14 protein-coding genes are annotated in these 14852 nt (G+C 39.0%); 5 read left to right on the forward strand and 9 right to left on the reverse strand.

The features are described 5' to 3' along the window. From ACLPIE_RS10080 to ACLPIE_RS10120, 9 genes are all read right to left on the reverse strand, one after another. Positions 1–1104 carry a fatty acid desaturase family protein gene (locus ACLPIE_RS10080; protein ID WP_430261500.1) on the reverse strand — a complete coding sequence of 368 codons (1104 nt, stop codon included), beginning with the start codon at positions 1102–1104 and terminating at the stop codon, positions 1–3. After that, a complete protein-coding gene (locus ACLPIE_RS10085) occupies positions 1094–2218 on the reverse strand; it encodes a sterol desaturase family protein (RefSeq protein ID WP_430261501.1) in 1125 nt (374 codons plus the stop codon). The genes ACLPIE_RS10080 and ACLPIE_RS10085 overlap by 11 nt, the downstream gene beginning before the upstream one ends. Beyond that, complete coding sequence (locus tag ACLPIE_RS10090; protein ID WP_430261502.1) at positions 2215–2826, reverse strand: phosphatase PAP2 family protein; 612 nt, start codon at positions 2824–2826, stop codon at positions 2215–2217. The genes ACLPIE_RS10085 and ACLPIE_RS10090 overlap by 4 nt, the downstream gene beginning before the upstream one ends. After that, positions 2823–4088 (reverse strand): F390 synthetase-related protein, encoded by a 1266-nt coding sequence (locus ACLPIE_RS10095; protein WP_430261548.1) that lies wholly within the window; start codon positions 4086–4088, stop codon positions 2823–2825. Before ACLPIE_RS10095 ends, ACLPIE_RS10090 begins: the two co-directional genes overlap by 4 nt. Positions 4089–4096: 8 nt before the next feature. Further along, entirely contained in the window at positions 4097–4900 is an 804-nt protein-coding gene (locus tag ACLPIE_RS10100; protein ID WP_430261503.1) for an MBL fold metallo-hydrolase, read from the reverse strand. Next, on the reverse strand, positions 4894–5898 hold the full coding sequence (locus tag ACLPIE_RS10105; RefSeq protein ID WP_430261504.1) for an NAD-dependent epimerase/dehydratase family protein: 1005 nt from the start codon (positions 5896–5898) through the stop codon (positions 4894–4896). The genes ACLPIE_RS10100 and ACLPIE_RS10105 overlap by 7 nt, the downstream gene beginning before the upstream one ends. Beyond that, on the reverse strand, positions 5895–6893 hold the full coding sequence (locus tag ACLPIE_RS10110) for a 3-oxoacyl-[acyl-carrier-protein] synthase III C-terminal domain-containing protein (protein ID WP_430261505.1): 999 nt from the start codon (positions 6891–6893) through the stop codon (positions 5895–5897). Before ACLPIE_RS10110 ends, ACLPIE_RS10105 begins: the two co-directional genes overlap by 4 nt. An 87-nt stretch (positions 6894–6980) precedes the next feature. Then, positions 6981–7877 carry a LysR family transcriptional regulator gene (locus tag ACLPIE_RS10115; RefSeq protein WP_430261506.1) on the reverse strand — a complete coding sequence of 299 codons (897 nt, stop codon included), beginning with the start codon at positions 7875–7877 and terminating at the stop codon, positions 6981–6983. A gap of 98 nt (positions 7878–7975) precedes the next feature. Then, entirely contained in the window at positions 7976–8971 is a 996-nt protein-coding gene (locus ACLPIE_RS10120; RefSeq protein WP_430261507.1) for a nitrilase family protein, read from the reverse strand. Between the two features lie 996 nt (positions 8972–9967). Between ACLPIE_RS10120 and ACLPIE_RS10125 the strand changes: the two genes are divergently transcribed. The 5 genes from ACLPIE_RS10125 (at position 9968) to ACLPIE_RS10145 (ending at position 14848) form a co-directional block, all read left to right on the forward strand. After that, complete coding sequence (locus ACLPIE_RS10125; RefSeq protein ID WP_430261508.1) at positions 9968–10204, forward strand: helix-turn-helix domain-containing protein; 237 nt, start codon at positions 9968–9970, stop codon at positions 10202–10204. A 203-nt stretch (positions 10205–10407) separates the two neighbouring features. Further along, complete coding sequence (locus ACLPIE_RS10130) at positions 10408–10965, forward strand: fimbrial protein (RefSeq protein WP_430261509.1); 558 nt, start codon at positions 10408–10410, stop codon at positions 10963–10965. Positions 10966–11144: 179 nt separating this feature from the next. Next, entirely contained in the window at positions 11145–13544 is a 2400-nt protein-coding gene (locus ACLPIE_RS10135; protein ID WP_430261510.1) for a fimbria/pilus outer membrane usher protein, read from the forward strand. An 11-nt stretch (positions 13545–13555) separates the two neighbouring features. Further along, the gene (locus ACLPIE_RS10140) at positions 13556–14284 is read left to right on the forward strand and encodes a fimbrial biogenesis chaperone (RefSeq protein ID WP_430261511.1); all 729 of its coding nucleotides are present in this window, start codon (positions 13556–13558) and stop codon (positions 14282–14284) included. A 45-nt stretch (positions 14285–14329) separates the two neighbouring features. Beyond that, entirely contained in the window at positions 14330–14848 is a 519-nt protein-coding gene (locus ACLPIE_RS10145) for a fimbrial protein (RefSeq protein ID WP_430261512.1), read from the forward strand. Positions 14849–14852 lie beyond the last annotated feature (4 nt).

A 14852-nucleotide genomic window follows, 5' to 3' on the forward strand; every position in this document is an offset into this window, starting at 1 on the left:
TCAGTGCTCATCGACTTGTTTGCCTGCTCCCATCTCTTTTAAAAAGCGTTGTTGGTAGACAAATAACTCTTTCGCACTAATGCAGTGATAATCCATCGAAAACTGTTTGGCCGTTCGCTCGATAATTTCAGCAAGAGCGGGATAGTGGCGGTGATTCCAATTTGGAAACAAATGATGAGTTAGGTGGAGGTTCAAGCCCCCTAACCAATAGGTTAGCCAGCGAGGTGTGGTTTCCCAATCATAAGTAGTTGAAAAGGTGTGTGCATAAAACCCATGAGGCATATTTCCCTCTCTCGGTGGGGTATAAAATGTTGCCTTCGCCCAGTGCGTCCCCAGTATTAATACAACGAATATCAATGAAGCAAACATTTGGCTAATAATATAGGTGAGCAATAAGGTGCCTAAGCCAATATCTGGAATAGCCCATGCCGGTATCGCAATGGCTACTAGCAGGTGCAGTACCTTAGCTATTAAAAAAGTCAAAATACCGAGGTTTCCTTGATGACGCATATGAGGGGCAACCCGCGTTCCGTTGAATCTATCTAGCCAGTCAAAAAACCAGATGAGTGCAGGGAAAGTCATCGCAGCAACGAGAGGCCAATAAAGGTGTTGGGCTCGCATGAATGGGTACCAGCGTTGGTATGGCGTTTGGCGTAGTACAAAATTTTCTTCAATATCCAAATCATAATGACGAATATTGGTATGGGCATGGTGAAAAATAATGTGCCGAACACGCCAACACTCGGGGTCTAAACCAAGGGGAATGGTGACCAAAAAATTCAGCCAATAATTGGCTTTTGCCCGTTTAAAAATGGCATTATGCGATGCATCATGGACTAAATTGATGGCAAGTAGTAAGGCGAAACAGATAAACAGAGGGTAAAAAGTGAAAAAAAACCACGGTACATTGATACATAATGCAGCGGCGTAGCTACCCAAACAACACACAACTAAGATGAGGCTTTTGGCATAAAAGCGCACGTCAGCAAAACGATGATCGCCGCTCTCTTTTAAATACTGATTAGCCGCGGCATTCAGTGCTTTTTTAAACGCTTGATCATGGCGATGTTGATAGCCTAATGGCCTTAGTGGTTCAAGAGACATTCAGCACCTGTATTGGTTTTCGGCCAACCCCGATTAATATCAATAAACTGTGTAGCCACAATGCACAGGTAGCAAACACCCAGAAAGGGGTTGTCCATTGCCAAACGAATAATACGCAAATCAGTAATGAGCAAGCGATGAAAAACCAGCTAATGAGGCCACTTTTACGTCCATCTGAAATTCCTGATAAGGCAACGGTTCCTAATGCTAAGAGAACGAATAAAATCGCTTGTTGCAGTGTAGTACCTTGGTAGCCATAACCATAAAGGTAAACATAGCCAATTACTAAAATGAATAGAAGTAAAGTTCCTATAACCAGAGAAAATTGGTTGATGCGAAATAGTGGAGCCGGTTTTTCTGAGGGCTTTCGCTGGCGGCGAACCATTTTCCAAAAAGGTAAATTACTATCGATAAAAGGGTTCTCGGATGCGGGAGTGCCCTTGATGCCAAAATGGTGTTCTTCTTCGGGTAATTTGGAAAATGTGCCGAATAGCTTATCCCAAAAGATAAAGCTCCCCGCAAAATTACGATTAGAATAATGCCCCTCTTTAACATGGTGAACACGGTGGTGCTGAGGCGTTACCATCACTTTTTCTAGCCAGCCAAGGCGTGGAATAAGAGCACTATGATTAAAAAATTGAATGGTATAGTGTAATATTGATACGGTGATGAAGACCTCGAGTGGGATGCCCATCAGTGCCAATAACATGAAAAATGGAATTGATGTTAGTGATGAATACCATGAATTACGGACGCCCAAAGAGAGGTTGTAGTGTTCTCCTTGGTGATGAACCACATGGACGGCCCATAAAATACGATAAGTGTGATGTAAGCGGTGCAGCCAGTAGAAGCCAAAATCCCATGCAAAAATGGTAAAAACCCACACTAACGCGGTAGGCCAGTTTTCGACCAGATGGAATGAGTAGTGGCTGACCACAAAACCATAGCAAAACAGCTCTAATCCTCTAAATAGCCACAACATGATATGGCCTGAGTTAAGGTTGAAAACTAACTCTTGCCAACTGACAGTGCCCTTTTGTGTTTTTGCTATCACCAGTCCTTCAGCGATCACTACAGCTAGCATGAAAATAATAGGAAAAGTTAATTCATTCATCGGCGGTTTCTCTCTAAGCCGTATTTTGTGATGTAAACAATCAGTAATGCCCCACCTGCCGTGGCGGTTCCCGTCACGATATCAATAAACAAATGGCGCTTTAGTACTAATACGGAGACGCAAATTGCGATAGCCCAAAGACTATAAAGTAACGTGTGAAATTTTTGTTGTGTTGACCATAATGCATTCAGCACGATAAGGGTCAATGAGACATGTAAAGAGGGTAATAAATTTTGTGGGCTATCAATATTTATTAAGACAGATAGCGCCCGCCCTGAAAGCGTCGACACGTCATAATCGTGATACAGCATGGTGGTAGGATACAGCAAATAAATCGCCCCGGAAATCAATGCACACAGTTGCATTGCTACCATCAATGGGCGAACGCGTTCTTTGCGACAACAAAGGTAACCAAGAGGTATAAACACAAAGAAAGAGAGATAAAACCAGATAGCCTCGGGAGCGAAAAAGAAGGCATTATCAACCATGCTCGGTGCTAAAACATGAGCTTTATCCGTAGGTCGGCCCGTATAGTTATACACAACACCAACGGTTCCCCAACCGATTAAGCAACATAGAAGGCGTGTGAATAATGTTTTGCTATTCATAAGCTCCCCTTGCGAATGATCCGCCTTTTTTTGATAGAAAGTGTCTGTTCAATAGGCTTTGATGATAATTCCCAATGTAATTTAGTGACATCAACGTGTTGGCTTGTGAAATAATTTTCAAGTTGTTGCTGACAATGAATTAATTCCGTGTGTGCGCACTCGGCTTGTAAATATAGTAGATGGCCTTGTTGAGTTAGTCTAAAATCAGCACTAAGGGGGAGATGGTTCACCATCACTCGTGCACAAGGATCAGCAAAAATAGTGATTGTATGACCTTGATGATCAGGGAGTTGCAGTAAATCATCACAGCGTCCTTCAATACGTTCGATAGCTAACTCAGGGGAGCCACAAGGACAAGGCGTTTTTCTTATGACTAAAACATCATCGAGTTGGTAACGCACGATAGGCTGTGTTTTGCGGGTGAAATCGGTAATAATCGGTGAAAAACGAGCATGATCCAGCCAGTTTGGTTCAATGTGTATAAAGGCCTCATTTAAATGCAATGTGCCATGAGGGCATGTGCAACCTAAAAAACCTTCAGTCGCTTGGTAAACCTCGGCAACATGGGGAAAACAACGTTGTAGTTTCTGTTTATCATGTTGTTCTAAGACTTCTGCCACCGAGATCACTTTTTGTACATTTACGTGGATTTGCTGGTGGTTTATTGCCTCGGCGATGGCACAAAGAACTTGCGCTGGGGCAACAATGATTGACGGTTGGTATTGCTCAAGCGCAACTAATTGTTGTCGAAAATCGGCAAAAAGGTCATAAAAGCGTAAGGAAATCCACCGGTTATTAACGCTTTCATATAGGTTATTGTTGGCGCGCAAAAATAAAGCGACTCTTTCACCATTGAATAATCCTTTTGGCAGCATTTTGGCCAACATGCTCCCTGACCAAACATTTTGTTCTTCTGGGCTAACCACAAACAGGCCTCGTCGTCCTGATGTTCCTGAAGATAAACCCACACTATATTTGCCGACTTTAGGTGCAAAATCACGAGACTGTTCACTCTTTTGAGCACAATCGAGCAGGATTTGGCTAGAGAGCCCTGCGGTATTCATTTCATCAAAATTATCCATCATTATTTGTTTATTCATGATGGGGAAATCATGTAATTCTTGATGAATATAAGGTTGAAAATAAGGGCTTTTTGCTAATACATTATGTTTAAATGATATTAAACGTCGTTGTTGATAGGCTTCTAGCTCATCACGAGTTTGAAATTTTAAATGACGTGCACGCCAGTAATGCCAAAGCATAGAGAGGATCACAGCAACTCACCCTCGTGACAAAGTTGAATAACAATATTTTGTTTATCTATCTCATGTAACTTATTTAAGGTTTGATAATAAGCGTGTTTATCATCCATGATGATATTGGCAATCGCCATTGGGCCACGTAACTGTTTATAGTTAGTTGGTGACCAAGCCGCATCACCTGCCAGCAATACCCAACCCGCTTGTGTTAATACACATAAACCAATGTGACCTGCGGCATGGCCGGGAAGTGGTACGATCAATAAGGTTTTTTCAGTATTAACGGCGTAGCCCTGACCTAAGACTTGTAATTCGCTAGGTAGACTCGTTTTCTCAAACCCTTCATAGAACATAGTGCGTTGTTCAAAATCATCGGGTAATAGGCCGCTAACAAAGGCATTCTTCAATGCCGCAAAGCCGGTGAGTTTGCGGGTTTTAGCCCACCCATCCCCCGAACAAATAATTGGTAGGTTCGGGAAGTCCCGTAGCCCTGCAATATGGTCACCGTGGAAGTGAGACAAAATAATACCGTTAATATCTTTGGGGTGAATACCATCACCCGCCAGTTGGTTCACGAGCGCCTGTTGGCTTTCGAAATAAACAGGGGTAACTGCGCGGTATAGCCGCATAATGCCATCGCGTGTGTGATCATAAAAATGTGTGGCATAGCCGGTATCGAATAACCAACGCTGGTTTTCATCTTCAATTAACCATGCTCTTGCAGGGAATTTGCAGGATTTAAAACTGGCACCTTTTAGGGCGACACACCCCGGATGCGTGCAATAACCTACTTCATATTGGTGGATGGTTAACATGAATTCTCCTGCTTAAGCCATTTAGCGGTTAGATAGATCCCTTGCTGCATAGTATATAAAGGATAATATCCAAGCTCTTGCTGGGCTTTTTGGTTATCCAATGTCATGGTGAAATAGGCAGCTCCTAGACTATAGCGTGTTAGTAGCGGCTCTTTACCTGTAAAGTGAGCGATGAACTCTAAGGTTGCAGCCAGCCCATATAAGAGAGGATAAGGCGCTGAACGGATCTCACAAGATAGATTGAGTTCTCCAAATAACTGCTGCAATGTGTGTTTTAAAGCCTGTGGCTGTTGATTGGTAATGTTATAAATTTCACCACTTTTTAAATCAGACTGGTGTGTCGCGAGTTGCATAGCGTGAACCACATTACCGACATAAGTTAGGTCAAAATGGTTATTACCACCATTAGGTAATACCAATTTCCCATTGCGTGATTTAATTTGAGCCAATAGGCGTGGCAGCAACACGCGATCATGAGGGCCAAATAGCCCTCTAGGGCGCAAAATAGTGTAGCGAGTCGCGGGGAACTTGGTCACACATTGTTCGATAATGGTTTCAGCTAAGTACTTTGTTCTCGCATATTGATTAGCAAAATGCTTATTAACCGTGGATTCAGCAATATTCTGTTGGTGTGTGAAATTGAAATAAATTGCAGGGGTAGAAATATGAATAAAACGAGGGACTTCTGCTTCGCCCGCCGCCATTGCGAGAATACGAGTCGCATGTACATTGGTATTTTCAAAATCTTGGCGTTTTCCCCAAGGAGAAGAAAGCGCAGCACAATGCCAAACTGCATCACAGCCTGCCATCATTTTTTTGGCGTTTTGTAGGGTGAGCTCTGCGAGTTCTTGCGCAATAAAAGTCGCGCCCATATCGCTCAGTTGCTGGCCAGCTTGTTGATTTCGCCCACAGGCGATGACCTCGACGCCTCTTTGAAGTAAGTACTCGCAAGCATTACGGCCTAGACCGCTAGTGGCTCCCGTGATGAGTATTTTCATGGAACCAGTACCATGGCGCATAACGCAAGGCCAGCAGCAGTGCCGATCAACATCGCACTTTGTTTTTCATAGAAACGGCCAGTGATAATCGCTTCGTGCAGTGCAGAAGGAATTGAAGCGGCAACTTGGTTACCTCGGTGACGATAAATATCAATCAGTTGGTCAGTCGTAACCCCTACGCGCTGGCGCATATGTTCTAATGATAAATGGCTAGCTTGGTGTGGAATGACGGTACCTATTTGCTTCAATTGTAAGCCTGACTCATGGAAAACTTGTTGCATAAAATCGTCAATCAGCGAGGAGGCTAGGCGAAATAGCTTTTTGCCTTGCATATGAAATAAGAAATCATCTTCTGTCATACCCGCTCGAGGATTACGTTTTGTCCCTCCTGCACGGATTTCGCAAAGGTCGATACCTGCGGTGTAAGTTGTATGAGTGTAGGAAATAATTCCACTTGTCCCATCCCCTTTTTCAACGATCACGCAAGCCGCACCATCGCCAAAAATTAAGGAAGATTCTTTGTCTTGCCAATCGATGCCTCGCGACGCAATATCTGCCGAAACAATCGCAATGCGCTGATAAACATGGGTCGCCAATAAGCCAGCCGCCACCTGCAATGCCGTGATAAAACTGATGCAGCTGGAGTTAACATCAAAACAGGCAATACCCTGATTTAAATTTGATTGTTCAAGAATATGCGCTGCTGAGCAAGGTAGTGCTTGCACAGGAATTGCAGATGCATTGATTAGCATATCAATACTTTTAGGATCAATATGATTGGTGTTCAATGCATGTTGAATTGCTCGGGCGGCTAACAATGCTTGGGGGTCGGTATTGTTAGCGTGATAACGGTATTCAATCCCTGAGTGTTTTTCAACAAACCCTTTGGGTTTATTGAGTTTTTCATCAAGCATTGAGGAGTAAATTTTGTTTTCAGGTAGTGCCACACCAGAAGCAATAATTTTTAGTGGTGTGATTGAATTATTACCAGACATATAATGTAGAGCCTATCTAACGAAGATAATGACAATAAATATCAGAGTTTAATTATTTAATATATAGGAATTACGGAGTTCTTCGTATTAAGAATCGTTAGCGAATTTAACGTGAATTTCCTCAAGCAATCTCTCAAAGGTGGTTTGCCATGCTTTAGGCAATGAGGTTTGCCACACGACAGCAATTTGCCATTTAGCATTGGGGTTGTGCTGAATAGGAATGAAATCGATATTTTCTCCACCAATATGTCTTGCACTAAAAGGAACAAGACTAATGCCAATTTTAGCTGTAACTAAGGCAACTAAAGTTTGGATGTCATTCGCCTCTTGTAGTGGTGCGATGTGGATATTTTCAGATTGTAGATACTGTTGGATTTGTTGATAAAGACCAAATCCACGCTCGGCACGTAACATTAACAAAGGGTAGCGGGTTAAATAATCATTAATAGCTGAATTTTGTGGGTGATCTTTAGCAATGGCGAGCGCAAGTACTTCTGTTTTTAATGGGTGGCTGACAAGGCTGTCTACTGAATCTTGATGATCGAAGCGGATAAATGCAATATCTAGTTGATGTTGATGAAGCTTTTCCCTCATCGTATCTGATGGCATATCATCCAGTTGAATCGTTAAGTTTGGTAATTGTTCCTGTAGGCGAGCAACAAAAAAAGAGGCCTCTTGGAAGGTTGAAATACCAAATCCAACATTTAAAGAGAGTGGGGGTGTTTCTCTAAGTACGATGGCTTGGTTTAATAACTCTGCCATGTGGTTTAGAGCTTGTTTCGCATAAGGCAACAATATTCGACCGTGCTCGGTAAGCATTGCACCATGGCGTCCTCGCTCAAATAGTTTTAAATCCAGTTGGTTTTCTAATAACTTAATTTGCTTGGTTAAAGCCGGCTGGCTGATGTATAAACGTGATGAGGCTTCACGGTAATTTTCCGTGTCAGCAAGAATAATAAATGCGCGTAGGAGCCGAGTATCCATAAGTGCTTGCCTTTAGCCTCTCACTAGAAATTTATGAACTGTATATTATATGGGTTGCCAATAAGACGCTATACAGTTATTAATTTTGTAAATGGATGCTATTTTTTGTGCCTTATTGTTGGGGAATTCTGAGAAGCGAAACGAACACGACGCATATCAGTTTCATACCCCAAGATATCAGTGATGACTCTGTATAGCTCTGGTCGTCGCCCTGTCAGCCAGCGACGGCCATTTGATGTCGGTAGCAAATTGAGGTCAAGATCAGCTATGACCATGTCGTCCTCAACTAATAAACTCTCATTGATAATTCGGCCATAGGGGTCAATCACCATTGCATTGCCGGTACGAATTTCGTCATCATCTAAGCCAACGCCATTGCTAAATAGATAGAATACGCCGTTGTCATGAGCTCTAGCGGGTAGCCAACGCATAAGCCATCCTCGACCATTTTCCCCTTGGCAAGCATCGAACAAAGCTTGTGGGTTCTGTTTTCTATTTTTCCAAAGACTCAAATCTAGCGGTTTCATACCATATGGGCTACTTGAATGTGTTCCGCCCGTTTGATGCGGAGCAAGAATGATATCCGCGCCTAAGAGTGCATTAGCACGTGGATTTTCAATTAAATTATTGTCCCAACAAATTAAAATCCCTGCTTTTACTCCCCACGGTGTATCGAAAACGGTATAGCTATCTCCACTATGTATAACGGGGTGCTCAAACGCATGTAATTTTCGGTGGGCATGGTATTGACCATCCGGCATGCAAGCGACCCATGTATTATAACATTTCCCATCTAGGCCTTTTTCAATCAGTCCTACGCCAATAATCATGTCTAATTCAGTAGCTCTTTGGCGAATTGGAGCCAGAGACGGACTATCATGTAATGTTTCACTAAGCTCATAAACGGCGGAATCGGGTAATTTAGGTACATGCCAATAACCTGTGATGCACATTTCGGGTAGTACCAATATTTTTACGTTCTGTTGTGCCGCTTGATCTATAAATTGATGAATGCATGCCAAATTGTATTTCTTATCACTAGGGCGATGTTGAAATTGAACTGTGGCAACGCGAAGTAATGATGGTGTCTGCATAAGTCTTTCCTTGGTATCTCCTTAGTTAAGAAGATCAAATCATGTTATAGCAGAGAAAAATAATGAGTTATTTTCCCATTCAATAACTAATGGTTATTGAATTAGTGTTTTTATCATTGCAATTTATTAGTGTTTCTAATAAGTATCTATGTTTAATTGAAAATGATTTAGCTATACTCGGTAAAACTAATCATTTTACACGAAATAAAATTTCTCGATTTGTTACAATTTGAAATGAATTTAACTCGTTGTTATTTAAGGGATATATCGAAAGGTAATAGTTATTATTTTTTTAACTTTAGGATATTTAATGGGTTTAATGAATAAAAAACGTGTAAAACAAATAAATAGCAAATTATAGTAATAAAGTGGTTCTATAATTATTAAAAATTCTTTTTTTTATCTGCCGTATTTTTATTTAAGATATGTAAAAATACCTTTAATTTCTATTTATAAATATAATAAAATTAAAATAACCACTAACAATGGTATTTTTAAACAAAAATAAAAATGTAAAAAATAAATTAATTTAAAAATAAAAATAAGCACAAGTACTTATTGGTAGCGATATATATTATAATGATTTTAATAAATATCTTAATTCATAGATAATGATAAATTAATTGAGATAAAAACATATTACAATTACTGATTGTTATTTTTTTAAATTTATTTAAATCATGAGGTTAGATATAAAGTGCGAATCATGATTATGGATTTGAATTATATCAAAAATGTATATTTTTTCTTATCTTTAAAGTTAAACTTAAACGGGTGAATATTGATAGGTTTTGTTGACTTTAATTTATTTTATTGATCGTTATAAACAGTTTTACTTTTATATGTTAAAAATTATAATTAACTTAAATTTTGTGTTTTAACTGATTTGTTCTATTTTTGTTTTCACCTTCAAGTGAAAATTTAATTACACTAAATATTCCTGATCTGTTATAGAGTTTAGCCGTTAAATATTTAAGTTATCTTGGGCTATAGTTGATGATAAATGTAAATCTAATCGTAGGCAGAGAAATCAGAAAAAGAAGAAAGTATTTAGGGCTTTCTGGTATTGAACTAGCGAATCTTGTTGGTGTGAGCCAACAACAAATTTCGCGCTATGAAAGAGGTGAATGCAATATTAATATTGAAAACCTTCACATGCTTGCTAATGCTTTAGATACGGAAATGATTTGTTTTTTTATTGATGACGCATTTATTAATAATAAGATTAATTAAGTTATTATTAATGTGCTAATTATAATTAATAAATTAAAAATAAATATAAATTTAGTAATTATATGTTTTTTATAACGTGACTTTTACGACGTTTATTAATTGTCGTGTTTTTATTATATTCATGGCGAAAAAATATCGACTTAATAATTATATTTATTATTAGGTGATTGGTATATCTGTTGTCTTTTTATAGGAAAATATGAATGAAATTAACTAAGATTATATTGGCTACAATTATTGCTTCTTCATTTGGTGTCGCAAATGCAGCGCCTGTTGACCAAGGAAGCGGTGTGATTAACTTTACTGGTAAAGTGATCAATGCACCATGTACACTTCCTGGTGACGGCACTGTTAATGTAGACCTTGGCCAAGTTGCTAATAAAGTATTAGAAACAGGTAATAAATTTAGCCAAAGTGTTCAGTATAATATTTTGTTAGAAAACTGTGACTTAGGTGAAGTGAAAAATACTTCTGACCAAGTGGTGTTCCCTGCTGTCAGCAAAGTTCAAGTCACTTTTAATGGGACTCCAGATACAACCGTGAGAGAATTATTAGCAAACACAGGGACTTCTAAAGGTGTTGGCGTACGCTTGATCAATGCTGATGGTTCAACAATGAAAGTGGGTGATAAAAGTGTAGATATCCCATTAGTTGATGGCCCTAACAAGTTGTCTTTTAGTGCACGTGTTGAAGCGAATGGCAATAAAGTAGAAACAGGAAGTATTATTTCTCAAGCAACTTATGCATTAAATTACTTGTAATTCTATAGATTAAATAACAGGCATTTAGTTGTCTGTTATTTTCTCGTTGCTATTTAGTTTCTCATTTTTTGACAGGGAATTGCATGTCTTTATTGCCTCAGTTTAAAATAAATAAAATATTAATTTCGATCACTCTAGCATTTTCCTTTTTGGGAGTCGCAAGAGCAGTAGAATTTAATATGAACATTATTGATGCAGAAGATAGAGGAAACATTGACCTAAGCCAATTTGCAAATCCTGATTTTATACCACCGGGTGAATACCTTGCAGATATAACACTTAATGGTAGGAAATTATTTGGCCAATACTTAATTAAGTTTATCGAAGAGAGTAAAGATAATTCAACACTCTGTATTACACCTGAAATGATTAACATTCTTGCATTAAAAAAGAAAATTAAGAATAAATTTCTGCAAAATAATCATGGTCAGTGTATTGAATTATCTCAACAGTCAGATATTACTTATCGGTTTGATAAAGAAAATCAGAATATATTATTTTCAATTCCCCAAGCATGGTTAGATTACGATGACCCGTATTGGGTTCCGCCTTCTCAATGGGAAAATGGAATTACAGGGACATTCATTGATTACAATCTTTTTGCTAACTATTTTTCACCCAAAAATGGCAGAGATACATTTAGTGGTAGTAGTAATGGAACAACAGGGCTCAACTTAGGCGCTTGGCGTTTTCGAGCAGATTACCAATATCAATATAACCGTGTAAATGGAATGAAAAATGAACGTTTTGATTGGACTCAAATATATGCTTTTCGAGCGCTCCCTCAAATTGGCGCTAAAGTTTTACTCGGTGAAACTTATTTGAGAACGAACTTGTTTGATAGTTTCCGCTATATTGGTGCTTCTTTTTTTAGTGATAACCGTATGTTACCACCGTCTTTACGTGGTTATGCGCCTCCAGTCACAGGGGTAGCTAAAACAAACGCGGTGGTGGTGGTTTCTCAAAATGGGCGTGTCATCAAACAGACACAAGTTGCGCCAGGCCCCTTTAATATTCAAGATATTACAGAGGCAGTTCAAGGAACTTTAGATGTGACTATTGATGAAGAGGATGGCTCCAAAACCACTTATCAGGTCACTGCTGCATCACTGCCTTTTTTGACCCGACAAGGGCAGGTTTTATATAAATTTGCTATTGGTAAATCTGACCCATTTGGGCGTTCTCAAAAAACAGAACCGAGGTTTATATCGGGTGAGGCATCCTATGGGGTATTAGGTAATACCTCTATTTTTGGTGGTTTGATTGCCACAATCAATAATACCAATTACCAAGCATTCAATATGGGAATTGGCCAAAATATGAATATGTTTGGTGCGATATCGTTTGATATTACGCGAACTCACGCGAATTTAAACCATTATGGTTCTTATTCAGGTAACAGTTACCGTTTAAATTACTCGAAACGTTTTGAGTCAACGAACTCGCAAGTCACCTTCGCGGGGTATAAATTCTCCGAAAAAGAATTTCTAACTATGCCGCAATATATTGACGCGGTTAATGGACTGCTTGATTTTAGGCGTGACAAAAATGTCTATACAGCCTCTTTTAACCAATATATTAGCCCATTAGATGTCACGCTCTATTTTAATGCTACGCATCATCAATTTTGGAATAGTGAGTCAACGACCAATTTTGGTATGAGTCTTAGCAAACTATTAAATTTAGGTAGTGTTAAAAATATTTCAGGAACCTTGTCCCTTAATAAAATTAAGTATGAAAAAACGGATGATAACCAAGTTTATCTCTCGTTCTCAATACCACTAGAAAGTGGGGGCTCTGTTAGCTATGACGCTCAATATTCCGATTCTGATCATAATGTTGGCCAATCTGTCGGGTATTACAGTGAGAATATAAATAACAATTACTGGAGTATGCGTTTGGGGGGCAATAAGCATGAATTGGGGCGCTTAGAACCGAATATTAGTGGTAGTTATCAATATTCGTCTGCATATGGCGTGTTAAACGTTAATGTCACAGAAAATATAAACTCTTATCGTTCATTTGGTGGCAGTTGGTATGGCTCAATGACGGCGACTAAATACGGCGCAGCACTGCACCGCAACGGAACCAACAATGAACCTAGGGTTATGATTGATAGCGATAATGTTGCGGGAATTTCTATCGATAATGGCCAATCAATTACTAACCGTTATGGTATCGGTGTAGCAACCAGTCTAAATAGTTTTTCTAATTCAGATGTTTATATCGATATGAACACATTGCCAGATGATGTGGATGTGAATGACAACATCATTGGCAAAACACTGACGGAAGGCGCAATCGGTTATCAAAAAATCAGAGCGAGCCAAGGTCAACGTATTTTAGCGGCGATTCGCTTAAGTCATGGTCATTCTCCACCGTTAGGAACCAGTGTTATTGAAGTAGGCACTGGTAGAGAAGTCGGCATTATCGCTGATAATGGAATTGTATATTTAACCGGTATTAATCCTAATAAACAATACATTGTTAAATGGGCGGGGGGCGCTAAACAGTGCAGTTTAAATTTACCCAATATTATTGAATTAAATCAGGGGAAAATTTTGATCCCTTGTCATTAAAGGACAAATTTATGAGTAAAAAATATCAGGTTGTATTCGGTTTTTATTTAGTTTTAATTGGGATGCAATTTACATTCGCTGCAATCAATATTGACCGCACTCGAATTATTTTTTCAGGTAAAGACAAATCAATGAGCTTGGTGATTAATAATCAAAGTAAAACAATGCCCTATTTAGCTCAATCATGGATGGAAGATGAAAAAGGGAACAAAATCTCAGAGCCTTTTACTGTATTACCACCAATGCAACGGGTTGAACCCACGGCAAAAAACCAAATTAAAATTGTGAAAACCCGAGGGGTAGATTTACTGCCTCAGGATAGAGAATCATTATTCTATTTAAATGTACGTGAAATTCCCCCTGTTGCTGAAAAAGAAAATATTGTTCAAATCGCTATCCAAAGCCGTTTAAAAATGTTTTATCGGCCAGCGCAAATTGAAAATAACAGTGAAAAAATATGGGCGAAAGAACTGAAATATACCCATACAGGTGGGCAATTAGTGATTGAAAATCCAACTAAATACTATGTGACCTTAGGTTACCTTAGTGCCAGTAATAAGAAAAATTTTCCGGGTTTTGAAAGCGTTATGATAGCGCCATTTTCAAAAGCAAGCGTGGGCGTGCCCACAGCGAGTTTTAATCAATTATATGTGGGGTATATGGATGATTTTGGTGGCATGAAAATATTGAGTTATCAGTGTACTGCATCTATATGTCAACTATCAAAGGACAGTAAATAGGGTGTTTTAAAGATGAGAAATTGCTACTTTTCAATGTGTCTTTTGATGTCAACACTGTTTGGTAGTCATGCATATGCAGACAGTAGCATGCTAAAAGGCGATCTGAATTTTATCGGAAATGTGATTTCACTACCCTGTAAAATTACATTCTCAACGATAGCTCAAAATGTTGAATTAGGGCCTATTTCTCTGAATTACTTTAATGAAATCGGGGATCGCAGCCCTAAGCAAGAGATCAAATTAAAATTTGATGATTGCATTTTCCCCAGTCGCGGACGCGATGATAGAGAACCGATAGTTCGTATTATGTTTATTTCGGAGCCAACAAGTAGCACGGATCGTAATTTATTTGGCGGTAAAACCTTACTAAACGGTTATGGCATTCGTCTCATGGATAAAGACGGTAATATTGTTCCAAATGGCGAATATCGCAACTACCCTGTTTATTTTGATGATAATCAGCAAATTACCTTCTATTCCATGCTGGAAAGCTATCTTACAAGAAATGAATTAACGGTGGGTAATATTAAAACGCAAATTACCTTGAATATTACCTATTTATAAAAGG

Source organism: Providencia sp. Me31A, assembly GCF_050487165.1.
Classification (GTDB): domain Bacteria; phylum Pseudomonadota; class Gammaproteobacteria; order Enterobacterales; family Enterobacteriaceae; genus Providencia.